This window comes from Pedobacter sp. GW456-11-11-14-TSB4, from assembly GCF_059424425.1.
On record NZ_JBWKZK010000001.1, the window covers coordinates 865,712 to 883,269 of the forward strand.

Sequence of the window (17,558 nt, forward strand, 5' to 3'; positions counted from 1 at the left end):
AAATGCTGGTCAATTTTAAATGTTAAATAATGTTATTAAATGTTAAATCCAATCAACTAAATTTTTAGTATTAAAGATTTAGTTATACCTTGTGTTACCCTAACAAACAAAATAAATGAAAATTATAAGCCTGGCTACCCTGCTATCCTTATGCTTTTTTAGCGCTCTCCATGCTCAAAATCCCTACACTGTAAAAGGGGTTGTTGCAGATACCGCTAACAACAGCAAGTTGCATAATGCAACCATCAGCATCTTAAATGCGAAAGACTCTACCTTAGTTAAATTTGCTAGATCAGCACAAAATGGAAGTTTCTCACTTTCACCCTTAAAAAAAGGACCTTTTTTAATGTTAATCACGTATCCAGAATATGTAGATTATGTTATTCCTTTTAGTTTAGATTCTTCAAAACGAGAGATTGATTTCAAGCAAATTAACATGAAAACAAAAGCTCGATTGTTAAATGAAGTAATCATTAAAGGGCAAGCTGCTGCCATTAAAATTAATGGAGATACCACAGAATTTAATGCTGGTAGTTACACCATACAACCAAACGATAAAGTTGAAGATTTGCTTAAGAAGTTTCCTGGTATACAAGTAGATAACGATGGTAAAATTACTGCTCAGGGTAAAACTGTATCGAAAGTACTTGTTGATGGTGAAGAGTTTTTTGGTGATGACCCAACTTTAGTTACTAAAAATTTGCGGGCTGATATGGTTGATAAAGTACAGCTTTTCGAAAAATCTAGTGACCAAGCTGCATTTACAGGCGTTGATGATGGACAAAAGGCCACCACACTTAATATTAAACTTAAAGAAGATTCGAAAAATGGATACTTTGGTAAAGTAGATATTGGCGGCGCAACAGACGATTTTTACGCTGCACAAATTTTATTTAACAAGTTTAGAGGTAAAGAAAAAATATCATTGTATGGAACAAGCAGTAATACTGGCAAAACTGGTTTAAGTTGGGAAGATAGCGACAAATATGGTGGCAGCGGTAGTGGCGGAATAGAAATTATTGATGGCGGCATGATGATAATGGGTGGACAAGATGATATCGACTCTTTTGGTGGCAGATATTATGGTGAAGGTATTCCGCTGGCGTACAATGGCGGGGCCCATTACGAAAACAAGTGGAATAAGGACAAAGAATCTATCAACACCAATTATAAAATTGGCTCATTAAAAGTTGATATCAATAAAAATGTATTAAGTCAGCAAAATATACCGGGCAACATTGTTAATCGTAATAACGATCAATTGACTGAGAATTATATTTTTAGACAAAAGTTAGATGCAACCTATCAGATTAAATTAGATAGCACCAGTAATTTAAAGATTGTAGCTGATGGAACACTTAAAAATAACGATACACAAAGTGAATTTACTACAATTGGTACCAGAGGTGATAACAGTTTATTAAATACTGAGTTAAGGACCAATAATAACGAAGGTGATGAGCAAATTTTTAATTTATCGGGCTTGTACACCAAACGTTTAAAAAAATTGGGCAGAAATTATTCTCTTAGCGTTAATGGTAACATTAATGAGAAAAATAGCGAAGGCTTTCTATACTCTTTAAACGAAGCTTTTAATACAGATGGCTCATTAAGAGAAAGCGTTTTAACTGATCAATTTAAAACCAATAAGATTAAGAGCAGCTTATTTGCAACAAATGCAACCTTTACCGAGCCAATAAGCAAAAAGCTTTCTTTAGTAATGAACTACGGGTTGAGTTTTAACAATGCCATTGCAGATCGTAAATCGTTTAACACGTCTACTACAGGAAATTATAACGTTTTAGATAATGAATTTAGTAACTATTTTGAAACCGATCAACTATCAAACCAAGGTGGTGCAATATTAAGTTACAAGGGAAGCAAAACGGTTTTAAATGGAGGCTTAAAGGTAAACAACATCACGTTTGACCAATATGATCAGTTCAATGACATTAGGTATAACAGAAGTTTTTTTAATTGGATGCCACAAGCAAGGTATCAGTACAAGTTTACACAGTATAAATCGTTTAGTATTTCTTATAACGGCCGTACAAATCAGCCAAGCGTAACTCAATTACAACCAGTTAGGGTAAATGATGATTTACTAAATATTCCGATTGGTAATCCCAATTTAAAGCCATCATTTAATAATAATTTTGGTATTAATTACAACTCATACAAAGTAATTTCAGACCAATACATATATGCCTATGCAAGTGTTAACTTCATCAACAATCAAATTGTAAACAATACCACATTTGATAACAATACGGGTAGATCTGAATATCAATTTATTAATTTAAAAGAGAAAACTCCTTATAATTTTTACTCGAATATAAGTTATTCTAGAAAGATTAAAGCCATTGAAACTAACGTTGACATAAACGCAAATGTCAACAACAGCATATCTTATAACTACGTAAATGATGTTTTAAATGAAACTCAAAGTAGCAGTTATGGCTTCATGCTGGGCTTAAGTAAGTATAAAGAAAAGAAATTTAGCTTTAATGTGAGGTTTGGTCCGAACTACCAAAAACAACAATCATCATTAAATAAAGAAATTAACAGTAATGGATTAGGTACAAGTGGCTACGGTTCATTTAGGGTGTTTTTACCTGCTAAATTTCAAATTAGTGCCGATGCAAATTATACTTATAATGCTGGTACTGCAACTTTTGATGAGAGCTTTGAACAAACCATTATCAACACAAGTATTATAAAAACCTTTTTAAAGGGTGATAATTTAAGATTCACACTTTCTGGCAATGATATTTTAAACCAAAATAGAGGCTTTAGAAGATTTGCTGGTGGCAATACCATTACACAAACTACATTTAACAACATTAGACGCTATTTTATGTTCGCAGTTAGCTGGGACTTCAATAAAATGGGTGCTTCAAAAAAATAATGATCAAAAGATGAAAATAAAACTAATTACGATTGCTTGTTTGTTGCTGGTTGCAAAAACAAGTATTGCTCAAAATGCCCGTTTTGCAACACAGGGTGTAATAGAATTTGAGAAAAGAGTAAACATGTATGCGCTTATAAAAGATCAAGTAAAGAGAAACCCAAATGTTAGTTATTACGCACAAGCTCAAGAAGATTATCAGAAGAAAAATCCGCAATTTAAAACTTTAAAAAGCTCATTAACTTTTTCAAAAGATCAAACCTTGTATCAGCCAACAAGCGAAGAGTTAATTACCAACAGTTTTTTTGATTTTGAGAGTTCCAATCAGAATAACATTATAGCTACCAATACAGCTGCTGGTACTAGTGTAGCGCAGAAAAAAGTATTTGATGAAACTTATCTATTATCAGACAGCACTCGTAAAATTAATTGGAAGATAACTAACGAATTTAGAAACATTGCAGGTTACGATTGCAGAAGAGCGAATGCCCTAATTATGGATTCTGTTTATGTGGTAGCTTTTTATACAGATGAAATTCCGCTTTCTGGCGGCCCTGAAACATTTACCGGTTTACCCGGAATGATTTTAGGCGTTGCTTTGCCTTATGAACATATTACTTGGTTTGCCACAGCCGTAACCGACGCACCAGTTACCGATGTAAAGCAACTTAAAGCGCCTAGCAAAGGCAAGCCTGTAAATAGTAAACAACTTACCACCATATTAAAAGGCGCTACAAAAGATTGGGGTGAATGGGCTCAAGATGCTTTGAAAGCTTTTCTATTGTAAGCAAAAAATAAGCTCTCTATAAAAACTCGTGTCGCACAGCACGAGTTTTTTTATGCTTGTTAAACCGTTAACTGAAAGTAGCCAAAAGCCAACTGAAATTAGTTTACCAGTAACTTATAACCTTTGCCGTGTACGTTCAAAATTTCAACCTTAGGATCTTCTTTTAAGTATTTTCTAAGCTTGCTTAAAAAAACATCCATACTACGCCCGTTAAAATAATTATCATCGTGCCAAATGCTTAACAAAGCCTCTTCTCTAGTTAAAACAGTGTTTTTCTTTAAACAAAGCAATTGCAAAAGTTCAGCTTCTTTTGTAGAAAGCTTCTGTTGCTTGTCTTCAAAATGAATTAATTGTGTAGTATAATCAAAAGTATATTTACCGATTTGAAATTGAGTTTGAGCAGGCTCATTTTGCGTAACATCATTACTTGTAACACGCTTAAGCAAAGCATTTATTCTTAGCAGCAACTCTTCAATTCTAAAAGGCTTGGTAATGTAATCGTCTCCGCCCAAGTCATAGGCAGAGGCTTTATCTTCCATCATGGCTTTTGCTGTTGCAAAAATAATGGGTACATTTTGATTCACCTTTCGTATGTCTTTGCCTAAAGTAAAGCCATCTTTTTTAGGCATCATTACATCTAAAATACAAATGTCGAAAGCCTGCTTGCTAAAAGCTCTCAAACCTTCTTCGCCATCGGTACACAAAACCACATCAAACTTACCTTTTAACTGCAGATAATCTTGCAATAATAAACCCAAATTCGGATCGTCTTCAACTAATAAAATCTTCTTCATAAATTAATTATTGGTGTGTTTAATGGGCAAGCTAATCTCAAATGTAGTTCCTTTATCTTTCTCGCTATTTACCTTTATTGTACCATCCATTTCGGCAACAATATCGCGAACATAATTTAAACCTAAGCCAAAACCTTTAACATCGTGTAAATTACCTGTAGGTACACGGTAAAACTGATCAAAAATTCTTTTGGTTTGGTCTTTTGTCATTCCAATACCTTTATCAGCCACCTCAATAATTAGGTTTTTACCTCTATTGCTCGTTGCAATATCTATTTGCGGCGAATCTAAACTGTATTTGTTGGCGTTATCTATTAAGTTGTAAATCACGTTAGACAAGTGTAATTCATCTGCCATAATCATATCTTGAGTAGCACCTAAATTTAATGTTATTGCGGCATTTCGCTTTTGTAACTGTAAGCCCATGCTATCCACAACTGCGGTAACTAAATCATTTACATTAACTGGCGCAAATTCTAACTTAATTTCTTTACGTTCTAATCTTGCAACGCTTAGAACTCTTTCTATATGATTTCCTAGGCGAACATTTTCATCGTAAATAATGTTAGCCAAACGGCCGATCCTATTTTTATCTTCCACAACTTCTGGGTCCTTCAACGCTTCACTGGCAATCATAATGGTTGCTACCGGCGTTTTAAATTCATGTGTCATGTTATTGATAAAATCCGTTTTCATTTCAGAAAGTTTTTTCTGGCGGATGATAGCATAAATGGTATAAGCAAAAATTGAAATCAATACTAAAAGTAAACCTATAGACGATGCCAAGTTTACGAACATATTGCTAAAAATAGCTGCATTTTTATTTGGCAAACGCAAATAGATCATTCCAGGATCTTTAGCTGCAACATCATTGCTAAATAGCACATGAGCATAGGTGTTTTCTGCAATTGGATCTATATTGGTATTAGAAACCCTTCTATAAATCACGTTATTGGTGTTTTTTACAGATGTAATTAAAAAATCGTAGGCTAACGTTATTCCCCTACTTAGCAATTCTGCCCTAATTAAGGTATCTAAACTTTCTATATCAGGCACCCTTTTAGATAGTGGCAAATCACTATTGTCCATTTCTTTTGCCACATCTCTAATTAAATTTAAACTCTCGCTTTGTACAGCAATAGTATCTGCATACAAGCGGCTCAATTCCATCTCGTACCTAAGTTTAGCTTTCGCATCTTCTACCTTAAATTTTGAAATTAAATCTGGCTCTGTACTTGGCAATGAGATAAATAATGGCATACCATCAACCATACTATAAACTAAATACCTAATGGTATCTGGTAAATTATTCATCTGCAACTGTGGCTGAGGTGTTTTTACCCTTCTCGGATTAACACGTCTATCCAACAATTTTCCTGTAATTGGATCTCTCACATCCACAACATCTAAAGTTGGTTTACTTGCTTTGTCTGCATTTGCATTGTTGTAAAGCTTGTAAGTTTCTTCAGAAATTATTTGGGGTAGTAAGTAATTACTTCTGATAATACTATCTTGTGAGTTTAGGTAATTGATAATTTGCTGTTGCTGCTTAAACTTTCGTAAGTTCTCATTTTCTTTAAACTTTACCCTAAAAGCAACAATGGTATCCATTTGGCTGCGTATCCCATTTTCCTTTCTCGCCTTAAATTCATCATCTTTTTTATTGATATGAATAGCTACATTTCGTTTTTGGACTTTGTTAACTACCGCATTTAAAGCCTGGTTAACGTTTTGCTCAAAAAGTTGAGATTTTAGTTTATAAGATTCCTTGATGTAATACAACTGCATTACAAAAACACCCAGCAAAGCAAGTGTCATTAAGGCGGTAATTAACCAAAGGCTTTTCTTTTTCATTATAAACTATTCAAAAATAAACCTTTATTAAGCAACAAGATGTTGTTTTAACACTTTTTAACACAGTATTGCACAATTGTTTAAGCACAAAAAAGCCGTCCCGATATTTCAGGACGGCTTTATTAAAATTTGTTTTGTCTTAAAAAAAGATCTTAGAAAGGAAGATCGTCTTCCTCACCTGCTGGTGTATTTAAATCTACCGGTGCAGCGTAAGCTGGTGTAGCAGGCGTTGCTACGTTAGTTAATTGGGTTAATCTCCAAACTACTAAACTATTAAAATATGATGTAACACCTTCCTTGTTTGTCCATGGTCTACCGCGTAAATTAAAAGAAACTTCAACTTCATCGCCAGGTTTTAAAACATCAAACAAAGCTGTTTTATCTTGTAAAGCCTCAAATCTAATATATTCAGGATATGTAGGGTTTTCTGCATATTCTATAATCAAATCACGTTTTTTAAACGTTTCACTCACCTGTTGTAATGCACCTATTTCGTGTACCTTGCCTTTAATTTCCATTTCAATGCTAATATTAGTTACTCATTCAAATTTCTAAAATATAATTCGTTTTTTCTGCATGTAAAAACATCAAGTTTTCCACACAGCTAATAGTTAAGCAATTATAATTAAACGAAAATTTCTAATTTTTGAAAACATAAGTGCATCACATTTGGCATTCTGCAGCCCTGCTTTTGGCTATATCTTTTTGTTAAAGCCTCAGTAAGTTATGAAAATGGTTGCAACAAAAAGGATAATGCCGCAATCAGGTTTAGATTTAACGGTGGGTTCTACTTGGCAAAACAGCACAAGTTTTAGTTATTAGCCCCTGGTGTAGCGATACCCTGCAGCAAGTTGCGTAGCTACGCAGCGAAGCGTACAAGCGTAACAAAGGAACAAACGTAGTAATTTGTACCAGTTTTGCGCTGCTAAAAAACAAATATTTAAGTGCAAATAAATGGTAACTTTGCGGTTAATATGATGCAAGTTTTCGAAACCAAAAGCAAGGTAATTATTACCTGCAATAAAAGGCTATCGCCTTATTTACAAGATGAAGTTACGGCTTTAGGCTATGATATTGTTAGGGCTTTTCCAACAGGTGTTGAGTTAAATATAACATTAACTGAGTGTATAAAATTAAACCTAAATTTGAGGTGTGCTAGTCAGATTTTATACTGCATTAACAGCTTTAAAGCCAACACTCCAGATGAGCTATATAACAATTTAGTGGCCATGGAATGGGAAGAATTGATAGATTTTGCAGGTTACTTTTCGGTTACTTCTAACGTAGATAACCCAACCATTACCACACCACTTTTTGCCAATTTAAAGGTAAAAGATGCAATTGTAGATCGGTTTAGAGAAAAGAAAAACATTAGACCAAACTCTGGCTCTGATGCCAACAAAACCGTAGTGCATTTATATTGGAAAGACGATGAAGCTGATGTATTTTTAGATACCAGCGGTGAAACGTTAGCGAAACATGGTTACCGTAAAATACCTGGTAAAGCGCCAATGTTAGAGGCTTTGGCTACCAGCACAATTATGGCTACACAATGGGATCAGAAATCGCCTTTTGTAAACCCAATGTGCGGTTCTGGAACTTTAGCCATTGAAGCTGCTTTATTAGCTACCAATCGCCGACCAGGTTTATACCGTATGAATTATGGTTTTATGCATATTTTAGGTTATGATGAAGAAGTGTTTTTTGCAGAAAGAAGAATACTGAAAGACCAAGTAATTAAAAATGTGGATTTACAGATTATTGCTTCAGATATTAGTGAAGATGCTGTTGATGTAACCCGTAGAAACGCTAAAACTGCCGGTGTTGATACCTTAATTACTTTTGAAGTTTGCGATTTTGAAGAAACACCAGTGCCAGAAGGCGGTAAAGGTGTAGTTGTCTTTAATCCAGAATATGGAGAGCGTTTAGGTGTGCACAGCAAGTTAGAGCTTACTTACAAGCGCATTGGCGATTTTATGAAAAAAAACTGCAAAGGTTATTTCGGCTATATTTTTACCGGAAACCCAGATTTAGCCAAAAAAATTGGCTTAAAAGCAGATAAAAAAGTTGAGTTTTATAATGGCAAGTTAGATTGTAGGCTTTTAGAATACGAATTGTATGATGGCACTAGAAGAGCAGAGGAGGATCGACCAAGACCTAGAGATTAAATGAAAGATTTTGATGACATGGACCACATGCCAAGCTGGGATCGTTTTGATTTTTTAAGAAACGAGGAAGAAGATGGCGAACAATGGAAGAACAATCCGAAAATTGCAAGGGCCAAAGATTTATATGAACAAGCAAGGCAAGTTTATAAATATTCAGCACTGTTCTGCGAAACTTTAACTGGCGAAATGGCCGACATGACCAAAGAGCTAATTATGCAAAATGCCATGATGCTTTGTCCTAAGATTGTTGGCGCTGAAGGCGGAGATCTGTACATTTTAAGAATGGAAAATGCATCAATTATTAGAACCAATGCAAGAGAACTAGAAACTCAGGTTAAAGCATCAGCGTTGTATGAAACCTGTAGAGAAACAGATGCAGCTATTATTGTTAAGGAGATAGACAAGTTTAAAGAGCTGTTTAAGGTTTGGGTAAGCCATTTTGAAAAAGATGATTTTGAAGATGAGTGGGGTCTTTATTAACTAATAATTAAAGTATTTAATTAAACAACATAACTAGTTAACAATACGTTAAAACCTTTCGGCCTTAAATTTCGTTTATAGAATCAGAAATCAACCTATGATTCAATGAAAGAAAAATTAAAATTGGAGATGAAGGAGGTAGCCTCCAATATCAGAAAAGTGAGGGAGTTTAGAAATTATACGCAAGATTATCTGGCTGCAAAATTAGAAATCTCCCAGAATGCCTACAGTAAAATAGAGCTTGGTTACAGTAAAATAACATTAGACCGGTTATTTCATATTGCTCTTATTTTAGAAGTACAGGTAATGGAATTACTTTATTTCGATAAAAATAATTTCGCAAGTAAGCTGGGCACAAGCGCCTAGCTTACTTTTCAACAAAACATAATTTCTATCTATTTTCGAGATACCTTGCAGCATTAAATTTATTGTATGCAAAACATCATCGACCAAACCATCAACTTTGTTAAAATAACACTTGCCAATGCCGAAACCGGGCACGATTGGTTTCATATTGAGCGTGTATATAAAACTGCGCAAACTATAAATGCGATAGAGAAGGGTGATGAATTGATTGTGGCTTTAGCTGCACTTTTACACGATATTGCAGATAGTAAATTTAACAATGGGGATGAAGAAATTGGCCCTAAAAAGGCAGGAGATTTTTTAAAAAGCATCAACGTAGGAGATGAAATTATTCATCAAGTTCAAGAAATTATTAGAAATTTATCTTACAAGGCAAGTTTAGGTGTAATTACATTTAGAGCTAAAGAATTAGATATTGTACAAGATGCAGATCGATTAGATGCCATTGGCGCTATAGGCATTGCAAGAGCTTTTACATATGGCGGTTATAAAAATAGGGTTTTGTACGACCCTGCTATTCCTGTAAACCTTAACATGAGCAAAGAGGAGTATAAAAATACAACTGCCCCAACCTTAAATCATTTTTACGAAAAACTATTATTGCTTAAAGATTTAATGAAAACTGAAGCTGGAAAAAAAATGGCAACCCAACGCCATCAGTTTATGGTAGATTATTTAGACCAGTTTTATGCCGAGTGGAACGGGGTAAAATAAATTCTACACTCTTAAAAGCTTTAACTTTAAATTAAATACAGCTAATTTTTTTAGTTTTATTTACTATTTTTGTTAGTAAATAAATAGCTATGTCTGAGCGATTAAGAGAAAAATTAAATATCCTAGCCGATGCTGCAAAGTATGATGTTTCCTGCTCATCGAGCGGTAGCGATAGAAAAAACACAAACAAAGGTGTTGGAAATGGACATTCATCGGGTATTTGCCATACTTACACGGAAGATGGTCGTTGCGTGTCTCTCCTAAAAATTCTTTTAACCAACCATTGTATTTTCGATTGTGCGTATTGTGTTTCGAGAAAAAGCAATGATATTGAGCGAGCTGCTTTTACGGTTGATGAGGTGGTAGAGCTGACCATGAACTTTTACCGTAGAAATTATATAGAAGGTCTGTTCTTAAGTTCGGGGATTTTTAAAAATGCCGATTTTACCATGGAAAGGCTTTTGCGAGTAGTAAAAAAACTTCGTTTAGAAGAAAAATACAATGGCTACATCCATTTAAAAACTATCCCTGGTGCTAGCGATGAATTGATTAAAGAAGCTGGATTATATGCCGATAGAATGAGCATTAATTTAGAGATGCCAACCGAAAGTGGTTTAAAGCTGTTAGCTCCAGAAAAAACACATGGCGAAGTTATTCGATCTTTAGATTACGTTCAAAATCAAGTGGTGCAATTTAAGGATGAGAAAAAACTGATTAAAAGCGTACCTAAATTTGTACCAGCCGGACAAAGCACCCAAATGGTTATCGGCGCAACGCCAGAAACTGATAAAGACATTATGTATACTGCAGATCGTTTTTATAAAAGTTTTGCCTTGAGAAGAGTTTACTATTCTGGCTATATACCTATTAGCAACGATACAAGAATGCCTGTTTTAGGTACGCAGCCACCACTTTTAAGAGAAAACAGATTGTACCAAACCGATTGGTTAATGCGTTTTTATGGATTTAATGTTCGTGAGATTTTAAATGACGCCAATCCGCATTTAGATATAGATATTGATCCGAAATTAAGTTGGGCTTTGAGAAATCTGCAGCATTTTCCTATTGATATTAATACTGCCGATTATAGGATGATTTTGCGTGTGCCGGGAATAGGCGTTGGCTCTGCAAACAAAATTGTGCAAGCCCGTAAGTTTGGCAAACTGCATATTTATCAGTTAAAAAATATCGGCATTGCTTACAACAAAGCCAAGCATTTTATTAAATGTGCAGATACTCCATTTCAGTTGAGAGATTATCAAGCTACCCAAATTAAAGGCTTTATTTTAGCAGAAAGCAAAAGCAAGTACTTAAAAACCGACACCAACCAATTGATCCTTTTTAAATGATCTACATTTTTGACGGAAGTTTAGAAGGCCTATTAACAGCTGTTTTCGAATATTTTGAGCGAAAACCAAAGTCTGTTATCCTACAAACAGAAAAAATATTTCAGCCAGATGCTTTTACAGAAAGTTTAAAGATTGTAAACAATAGAACAAAAGCAGACAGAGTTTGGAATGGATTGCAAAAACGTTTAGATAAACAATGGCGTAGAAGATTTTATTGTGCCTACTTATCCGAACTTCCGGAGATTTTTAATGCGCTGTTTCATTTCTCCAATTACATTTTCAGTCATCCCGCAGGTGCGGAAAAAAACTTTGGAAATGAATATGTTTTAGCCATTTCTCAAATCGCTACTAAGGTTGAAAGAGAAAAACATAGAATGGAAGCGTTTATCCGTTTTCAGCATACCGCTGATGGCTTGTTTTATTGTGGCATTGACCCAGATTTTAATGTTTTGCCTTTAATTGTAAAACATTTTAAAGACAGATATGCCGATCAACAATGGATTATTTACGATCTAAAAAGGCGCTACGGTTTGTTTTATGATTTGCTTTCTGTGGAAGAAATCACCATTGAAATGAATGTAAAAAACTTAAAACAGCCTTCTATACAGCAACTCAGTGGCACAGAAGAATTGTATGCTAACTTGTGGAAGGATTATTTTAAAAGCACTAATATCGAATCAAGAAAAAATACAAAGTTGCATGTGCAACACGTACCGAAACGATACTGGAAGTATTTAACTGAAAAACAGTTAAGTTAGCTTTTCCAAATTTAAATAGCTTAACAATTTCTTAACTTAGAAATTGTAAATTAGCTTCATGAAGCTTAGTGTACTCGTTTTAATTACCGCACTTGCCGTAGCCCTGTCTATTGGCATAGTAAATTTCTATTTCCAGCATAGCTGGTATTATCTGCTGGTTTCATTTGGTATTTCTTTTATCACCAGTTTTTTGGTCTTCTACTATCTTTTTGAAAAATACATTTACACTAAAATCAAGCTGATTTACAAGCTAATACATAATTTAAAATTAGGTAAAGATTTAAAAGAGGCTTTAGGGGAATATGTTAGTTCTGACCCAATTAATGATGTAGAACAAGAAGTTAAAGAATGGGCTGGAGCGAAAAAGAAAGAAATTGACTTGCTGAAAAAACAAGAGCAATTTAGACGCGAATTTCTTTCAAATGTGTCTCACGAGTTTAAAACACCTCTTTTTGCCATCCAAGGCTATATAGAAACTTTGCAAGATTGTATTGTTGACGACCCAGATATGGCGGTTAAATTCTTAAAGAAAGCTGCAAACAACGTAGAAAGATTAAGTTATTTAATTAACGATTTAGATGCGATATCTAAATTAGAAACAGGGGAAATGCCAATTAATTTTGAGCGTTTTGATTTTGTTTTACTTGCTAAAGAGGTGATGGAGAATTTAGAAGACAGAGCGGCAAGCAATAAAATTAAATTATCATTTAAAGATAAATACACTGCGCCAACTTTTGTTTCTGCAGATAGGGAAAAGATCAGGCAGATTATGATCAACTTAATGCAGAACTCTATTAAATATGGCAATGAAAATGGTTCTACCGCGATTAAAATTTTCGAACTGCATGATCAATTTTTAATTGAGGTAACTGATGATGGAATTGGAATTGAGGAAAAACATTTACCAAGGCTTTTTGAGCGTTTTTACAGAATTGATTCGCACAGAAGCAGGCAAGAAGGTGGCACTGGTTTAGGTTTAGCAATTGTTAAACACATATTAGAAGCACACGAACAAACCATTTCTGTGCGTAGTACACCAAATATTGGCACAACTTTCGCCTTTACTCTGCAAAAAAGTAACTAATTTATTTTTACGTAGATCAAGCAAATGTATTAACCCACTGTTGTTATTTCAATTAAAAACACAACAGCACCCATTTATTAAATTGTATTTCGCTTTGCATATGTTAGCCAATCTTTTACCTTAAAATCATAAGCTAAAAATTTAGGTACATTGTTGCTGTCAACTTGCTTCCAATTCAAAAGCTCGTCTTTAAACAATGCTGGCTCAAACCCAGAACTTATGCATGCTTGGCTGTAAAATGCTTTTTTAGAAGGATGATCTGGCGTAACACCATGGTAAACTTTGCCAAATGCTTTTTGATTTATAATCGCTTGTGTTAATCCTAAACAATCATCTAAATGAATTAAATTTATTGGTGCATTTCCATTTGGAATGGCCGTTTTACCCGCAAAATGCTTAGCTAAATTTCTATTTGGCCCAATTAATCCCGCAAAGCGGATGATTGTACTGCCGAAAGCCTTATTATTTTGAAGAACTGCTTCAGCCTCCTTTAATGCTATGCCTGATGGTGTGTTGGGTTGAGGTTCAACAGTTTCATCAACTAAAAAATTTCCATCCTCATAGCTTCCAGTAGAACTGATGAGTAAGATTTGTTTCACCCCAGCATTTTGTGCAGCGGTAGTTATGTTTTTAATCTTAACAGGATATGGTAATTGCTCAGAATTTACTTTTGGTGGAATACTGATGATCAGCAAATCGCATTCGAAAAATTCTTCATTAAAACTTTCTTTTTCTGTGTCTATCAAAAAAGATTGTATACCTGCATCTCTTAAAACCCCTAATTTATCTTCTGTAGTTGTACTTCCTTTTAGGTGGTAACCATTTTTAATTAATGATTTGGCCATCGGCAAGCCATACCAACCGCAACCCAAAATACTTATCGTTTTAATATCTATTTGATGCTCCATTCTATCGACAAGATAATTCAAATTCTAAACGCAATTAAGCTTTTATTTTTTCTTTACAATGATTTGAAATATGAAGCAGCCATCTGTAAAACCTAATGTCTAATTTTGAGCTACAAAAACAAAAAAAATGAGATCAACATTGAAAAGTATTTGCCTGATGCTAATTGCTTTAGGCTTAAATAGCGCTGTAAATGCACAAATTACGCCACAGCCAAGTTCTACTCAAACCATTATTCAAGATTTTGGCTTAGGAAAAATTACTGTTAACTACTCTCGCCCTAGCATGAAGGGTAGAAAAGTATTCGGTGCGTTAGAACCATTTGATAAAGTTTGGCGTACAGGAGCTAATTCAGCAACTGTATTAACTTTTACTGATGCTGTAAATTTTGGCGGAACTGAAATCCCGGCAGGAGAATATGGTTTATTTACCATTCCAAATAAAACAGAATGGACCGTTATTTTAAGCAAGACGGCAAAACAATGGGGAGCTTACACTTATAATGAAAAAGATGACATTTTGCGCATTAAAGTTAAACCAACAACTTTGAAAGATAAGGTAGAAACTTTTACCATTCAATTTGCAAATGTATTACCAACAGCCGCTCAGTTACAATTAAGCTGGGAAAATACGTTAGTTACTGTTAGCTTATCAACTGATATAGATGCAAAAGTTATGGCCAGAATTGATGAGGCAATGAAAGGCGATAAAAAACCTTATTTCCCAGCTGCTATTTATTATTTAGAGAATGGTAAAGATTTAAATCAAGCTTTAACTTGGGTTAACGAAGCAGAGAAAGCTATGCCAAAAGCTCCTTATGTAAAACTTTGGAAAGGAAAAATTCAATTGAAAATGGGTGATAAAGCAGGCGCTCAAGCTTCGGCATTGGCCGGAATTGATTTGGCAAAAGCCGAAAATAATGAAGAATATATTCGTTTAAACACTCAGCTTTTGGAAACCGCTAAGAAGTAATAGCTATTCAACAAACATAAAAAACCCGTTCCAATTATTGAGAACGGGTTTTTTTATATAAATTTTTTATTTAACTGATATTGGAACTGAAATTTTATCCCATTCTAAAGCAAAACCTTTATTGTCTATTTTGTAAACCAAACGTTCCTGAGTTTCTTTTAAGGCTTTAGTTTTCACATCAACTCTTAATTGATCTTGTGCTTCTTTATAATTGAAAGGGTTGGTGTTTGCAACTTCCTTATTAAAAATTGCAGTCCAAGTACCGCTTTCTTTAGGTATTAAGAAGAAATTATATTTACCTGCAGGCAATTTTTGTCCTTGAACGGTGATGTCTTTATCTGTTTCGAAAGTTGTTGTTTTATTTGCACCTGCACGCCAAACTTCATTAAACTTTTGCAATCCACCCCAAATGGTACGGCCTTTTACTGCAGGGCTACTGTAATTAATAGTTAGTGTTGCAGCGCCAACTTTACCAGTTGCTGTTGCTGGTGGACTAGCAGGAGCGGGTTTAGCATCTTGAGCAGCTGCATTTAAAGAAATAGTTGCTACAAATAATAGCGCAACAATAGATTTCATTTTACTTTTCATCATGTTTTATATTTAGGTTACAGAATTGATTTTTACGAATTTATAGTTTTTAGGTTATAATTTATTAAACAACTAATTGATCATCTGGTTTTTTACTTTGAAATAACTGAATAAGATAGGCAAAAACGATAACCAGCAAACATCCCGCTACATTTAACCATAAGTAAGCAATTATTTCATTAAAGCCTAAATAACACACAATGGCCTCAGCCAATAGCGCAGCACAAAAAACAGCTTTACCTTTAACGGATTTGAAGTAGAACGCCACAACAAATACACCGAGGATAGTACCATAAATAAAAGAGCCTAAAATATTAACAGCCTCTAATAAATTGCCAATTTTGCTGGCAAATAAAGCCATCACAATGCAAACTATGCCCCAAATTATGGTACTCCAACGAGATGCTTTTACATATTCGCTATCTGTTGCTTCTTTGTTAATTAATCTTTTATAAATATCAACCACACTTGTTGAGGCTAAAGAATTTAATGCACTAGCGGTTGAACCCATTGATGCTAAAAAAATAATGGCAATCAACAAGCCAATTAATCCCTTTGGGAGATATTGCGTTACAAAGCTTAAAAAAATGTAATTGTTATCATTAATATTGGCTTTTTCATCATTCTTAGTCATTAAATCGGTCAGCTCCTTACGGATGCTTTTCGTCTCTTCATCTGCTTTTTTAACTGCAATTCTTTGCGTATTGATTAACTGCTCATCGTTTGCATCTAAAGCTTTGTCTAACTTTTCAACCTCAACTTTTTTACTTTCAAAAGCTTGATTATAATTCCCCTTAATCTGATCTAGGTCTGCTTTATATTGGCTTTTTTCTAGCTTGTTTAACTCATAAGAATTGAAAAATAATGGTGCTTTATTGTATTGATAAAATGTAAAAACCAGTACCCCAATTAACAAGATTAAAAATTGCATGGGTATTTTTACCAAACCATTCATCAACAGCGCTAATCGGCTTTGTGCTACAGATGAGCCACTTAAATAACGTCCAACCTGACTTTGGTCGGTACCAAAATAAGAGAGTTGTAGAAAGAAACCTCCAATAATTCCACTCCAAATATTATACGGATTTTTCCAATCGAAATTAAAATCTATTGCATTTGTACGACCCATTTTTCCAGCAATGCTGATGGCTTTTTCGAAACCTACATTTCCTGGTAAAAGGTGTACAACCATAATTCCGGCTGCAAACATACCGCAAAAAATAATGCTCATTTGCAACAATTGCGTATAGGAAACTGCCTTGGTACCACCATAAACGGTATAAAAAATAACCAAGCTACCAATAAACAAAGTGGTAATTGTGGTATTGATATTTAAGATGGTTGATAAAATAATTGATGGTGCATATATGGTAATACCGGTAGATAGGCCTCTTGAAACTAAGAAAAGAAATGCGGTTAAAGCTCTTGTGTTTAAATCGAAACGTTGCTCTAAATATTCGTAGGCTGTAAAAACTTTTAAGCGATGGAAAATTGGTACAAAAGCGATACACAAAACAATCATCGCCAATGGCAAACCAAAATAAAACTGCACAAAGCTCATACCCGATGTGTAAGCTAAACCCGGTGCAGAAAGAAAGGTAATTGCACTTGCCTGAGTTGCCATAACAGATAAGCAAACCGTATACCAAGGTAAACTTTGATTACCCAAAAAATAGGCATCCATGCTTTGGGAACCCCTACTTTTGTAAACGCCATAACCCACAATAGCAAATAGGGTTGTCATTAAAACGGCCCAATCTATATAGCTCATTCGAAATATTTGGTAAATGCGTAAAACAACAATATCAATAAAACTAACCAAAAGACGAG

The 17,558-nt window shown here is 34.4% G+C and carries 16 protein-coding genes; 10 read left to right on the forward strand and 6 right to left on the reverse strand.

Annotated features, from left to right (window positions below):
- The first annotated feature begins 115 nt into the window (after nt 1-115).
- Nucleotides 116-2,908 carry an outer membrane beta-barrel family protein gene (locus AC07XU_RS03875; RefSeq protein ID WP_494942304.1) on the forward strand — a complete coding sequence of 931 codons (2,793 nt, stop codon included), beginning with the start codon at nt 116-118 and terminating at the stop codon, nt 2,906-2,908.
- A 10-nt stretch (nt 2,909-2,918) separates the two neighbouring features.
- On the forward strand, nt 2,919-3,695 hold the full coding sequence (locus AC07XU_RS03880; RefSeq protein WP_494942305.1) for a GLPGLI family protein: 777 nt from the start codon (nt 2,919-2,921) through the stop codon (nt 3,693-3,695).
- A 98-nt stretch (nt 3,696-3,793) separates the two neighbouring features.
- Here the strand turns inward: AC07XU_RS03880 and AC07XU_RS03885 are convergent, their stop codons facing one another.
- The 3 genes from AC07XU_RS03885 to AC07XU_RS03895 all read right to left on the reverse strand — a co-directional run bounded on the left by AC07XU_RS03885 (nt 3,794) and on the right by AC07XU_RS03895 (nt 6,861).
- On the reverse strand, nt 3,794-4,489 hold the full coding sequence (locus AC07XU_RS03885; RefSeq protein WP_494942306.1) for a response regulator transcription factor: 696 nt from the start codon (nt 4,487-4,489) through the stop codon (nt 3,794-3,796).
- Nucleotides 4,490-4,492: 3 nt separating this feature from the next.
- Nucleotides 4,493-6,343, reverse strand: a complete 1,851-nt coding sequence (locus AC07XU_RS03890; RefSeq protein WP_494942307.1) for a sensor histidine kinase — start codon at nt 6,341-6,343, stop codon at nt 4,493-4,495.
- 152 nt (nt 6,344-6,495) lie between these two features.
- Nucleotides 6,496-6,861 carry a DUF3127 domain-containing protein gene (locus AC07XU_RS03895; RefSeq protein WP_494942308.1) on the reverse strand — a complete coding sequence of 122 codons (366 nt, stop codon included), beginning with the start codon at nt 6,859-6,861 and terminating at the stop codon, nt 6,496-6,498.
- 459 nt (nt 6,862-7,320) lie between these two features.
- Between AC07XU_RS03895 and AC07XU_RS03900 the strand changes: the two genes are divergently transcribed.
- The 7 genes from AC07XU_RS03900 to AC07XU_RS03930 all read left to right on the forward strand — a co-directional run bounded on the left by AC07XU_RS03900 (nt 7,321) and on the right by AC07XU_RS03930 (nt 13,262).
- Nucleotides 7,321-8,511: a THUMP domain-containing class I SAM-dependent RNA methyltransferase gene (locus AC07XU_RS03900; protein WP_494942990.1), complete on the forward strand. Its 1,191-nt coding sequence runs from the start codon at nt 7,321-7,323 to the stop codon at nt 8,509-8,511.
- Nucleotides 8,512-8,991 (forward strand): hypothetical protein, encoded by a 480-nt coding sequence (locus AC07XU_RS03905; RefSeq protein WP_494942309.1) that lies wholly within the window; start codon nt 8,512-8,514, stop codon nt 8,989-8,991.
- 105 nt (nt 8,992-9,096) lie between these two features.
- Nucleotides 9,097-9,357: a helix-turn-helix domain-containing protein gene (locus AC07XU_RS03910; RefSeq protein ID WP_494942310.1), complete on the forward strand. Its 261-nt coding sequence runs from the start codon at nt 9,097-9,099 to the stop codon at nt 9,355-9,357.
- A gap of 66 nt (nt 9,358-9,423) precedes the next feature.
- On the forward strand, nt 9,424-10,071 hold the full coding sequence (locus AC07XU_RS03915) for an HD domain-containing protein (protein ID WP_494942311.1): 648 nt from the start codon (nt 9,424-9,426) through the stop codon (nt 10,069-10,071).
- An 89-nt stretch (nt 10,072-10,160) separates the two neighbouring features.
- Nucleotides 10,161-11,420, forward strand: a complete 1,260-nt coding sequence (locus AC07XU_RS03920) for a putative DNA modification/repair radical SAM protein (RefSeq protein ID WP_494942312.1) — start codon at nt 10,161-10,163, stop codon at nt 11,418-11,420.
- Entirely contained in the window at nt 11,417-12,178 is a 762-nt protein-coding gene (locus tag AC07XU_RS03925) for a TIGR03915 family putative DNA repair protein (RefSeq protein WP_494942313.1), read from the forward strand. The genes AC07XU_RS03920 and AC07XU_RS03925 overlap by 4 nt, the downstream gene beginning before the upstream one ends.
- A 58-nt stretch (nt 12,179-12,236) precedes the next feature.
- Nucleotides 12,237-13,262 carry a sensor histidine kinase gene (locus AC07XU_RS03930; protein WP_494942314.1) on the forward strand — a complete coding sequence of 342 codons (1,026 nt, stop codon included), beginning with the start codon at nt 12,237-12,239 and terminating at the stop codon, nt 13,260-13,262.
- Nucleotides 13,263-13,339: 77 nt separating this feature from the next.
- Here the strand turns inward: AC07XU_RS03930 and AC07XU_RS03935 are convergent, their stop codons facing one another.
- Nucleotides 13,340-14,170: an NAD(P)H-binding protein gene (locus AC07XU_RS03935; protein ID WP_494942315.1), complete on the reverse strand. Its 831-nt coding sequence runs from the start codon at nt 14,168-14,170 to the stop codon at nt 13,340-13,342.
- A 127-nt stretch (nt 14,171-14,297) separates the two neighbouring features.
- Here AC07XU_RS03935 and AC07XU_RS03940 point away from each other — a divergent pair, with 127 nt between their 5' ends.
- Nucleotides 14,298-15,140 (forward strand): DUF2911 domain-containing protein, encoded by an 843-nt coding sequence (locus AC07XU_RS03940; RefSeq protein WP_494942316.1) that lies wholly within the window; start codon nt 14,298-14,300, stop codon nt 15,138-15,140.
- A 66-nt stretch (nt 15,141-15,206) separates the two neighbouring features.
- Here the strand turns inward: AC07XU_RS03940 and AC07XU_RS03945 are convergent, their stop codons facing one another.
- Together AC07XU_RS03945 and AC07XU_RS03950 are read right to left on the reverse strand one after the other, a co-directional pair.
- Entirely contained in the window at nt 15,207-15,731 is a 525-nt protein-coding gene (locus AC07XU_RS03945) for a DUF2911 domain-containing protein (RefSeq protein WP_494942317.1), read from the reverse strand.
- A gap of 61 nt (nt 15,732-15,792) precedes the next feature.
- Nucleotides 15,793-17,499 carry a sodium:solute symporter family protein gene (locus AC07XU_RS03950; protein WP_494942318.1) on the reverse strand — a complete coding sequence of 569 codons (1,707 nt, stop codon included), beginning with the start codon at nt 17,497-17,499 and terminating at the stop codon, nt 15,793-15,795.
- Between the last annotated feature and the right edge of the window lie 59 nt (nt 17,500-17,558).

Coding starts and splice junctions, on each gene's coding strand:
- AC07XU_RS03915 (WP_494942311.1), top strand. CDS start 9,424: ATGCAAAACATCATCGACCAAACCATCAACTTTGTTAAAATAACACTT.
- AC07XU_RS03930 (WP_494942314.1), top strand. CDS start 12,237: ATGAAGCTTAGTGTACTCGTTTTAATTACCGCACTTGCCGTAGCCCTG.
- AC07XU_RS03890 (WP_494942307.1), bottom strand. CDS start 6,343: ATGAAAAAGAAAAGCCTTTGGTTAATTACCGCCTTAATGACACTTGCT.
- AC07XU_RS03875 (WP_494942304.1), top strand. CDS start 116: ATGAAAATTATAAGCCTGGCTACCCTGCTATCCTTATGCTTTTTTAGC.
- AC07XU_RS03880 (WP_494942305.1), top strand. CDS start 2,919: ATGAAAATAAAACTAATTACGATTGCTTGTTTGTTGCTGGTTGCAAAA.
- AC07XU_RS03900 (WP_494942990.1), top strand. CDS start 7,321: ATGCAAGTTTTCGAAACCAAAAGCAAGGTAATTATTACCTGCAATAAA.
- AC07XU_RS03935 (WP_494942315.1), bottom strand. CDS start 14,170: ATGGAGCATCAAATAGATATTAAAACGATAAGTATTTTGGGTTGCGGT.
- AC07XU_RS03895 (WP_494942308.1), bottom strand. CDS start 6,861: ATGGAAATTAAAGGCAAGGTACACGAAATAGGTGCATTACAACAGGTG.
- AC07XU_RS03945 (WP_494942317.1), bottom strand. CDS start 15,731: ATGATGAAAAGTAAAATGAAATCTATTGTTGCGCTATTATTTGTAGCA.
- AC07XU_RS03950 (WP_494942318.1), bottom strand. CDS start 17,499: ATGAGCTATATAGATTGGGCCGTTTTAATGACAACCCTATTTGCTATT.
- AC07XU_RS03905 (WP_494942309.1), top strand. CDS start 8,512: ATGAAAGATTTTGATGACATGGACCACATGCCAAGCTGGGATCGTTTT.
- AC07XU_RS03925 (WP_494942313.1), top strand. CDS start 11,417: ATGATCTACATTTTTGACGGAAGTTTAGAAGGCCTATTAACAGCTGTT.
- AC07XU_RS03940 (WP_494942316.1), top strand. CDS start 14,298: ATGAGATCAACATTGAAAAGTATTTGCCTGATGCTAATTGCTTTAGGC.
- AC07XU_RS03910 (WP_494942310.1), top strand. CDS start 9,097: ATGAAAGAAAAATTAAAATTGGAGATGAAGGAGGTAGCCTCCAATATC.
- AC07XU_RS03885 (WP_494942306.1), bottom strand. CDS start 4,489: ATGAAGAAGATTTTATTAGTTGAAGACGATCCGAATTTGGGTTTATTA.
- AC07XU_RS03920 (WP_494942312.1), top strand. CDS start 10,161: ATGTCTGAGCGATTAAGAGAAAAATTAAATATCCTAGCCGATGCTGCA.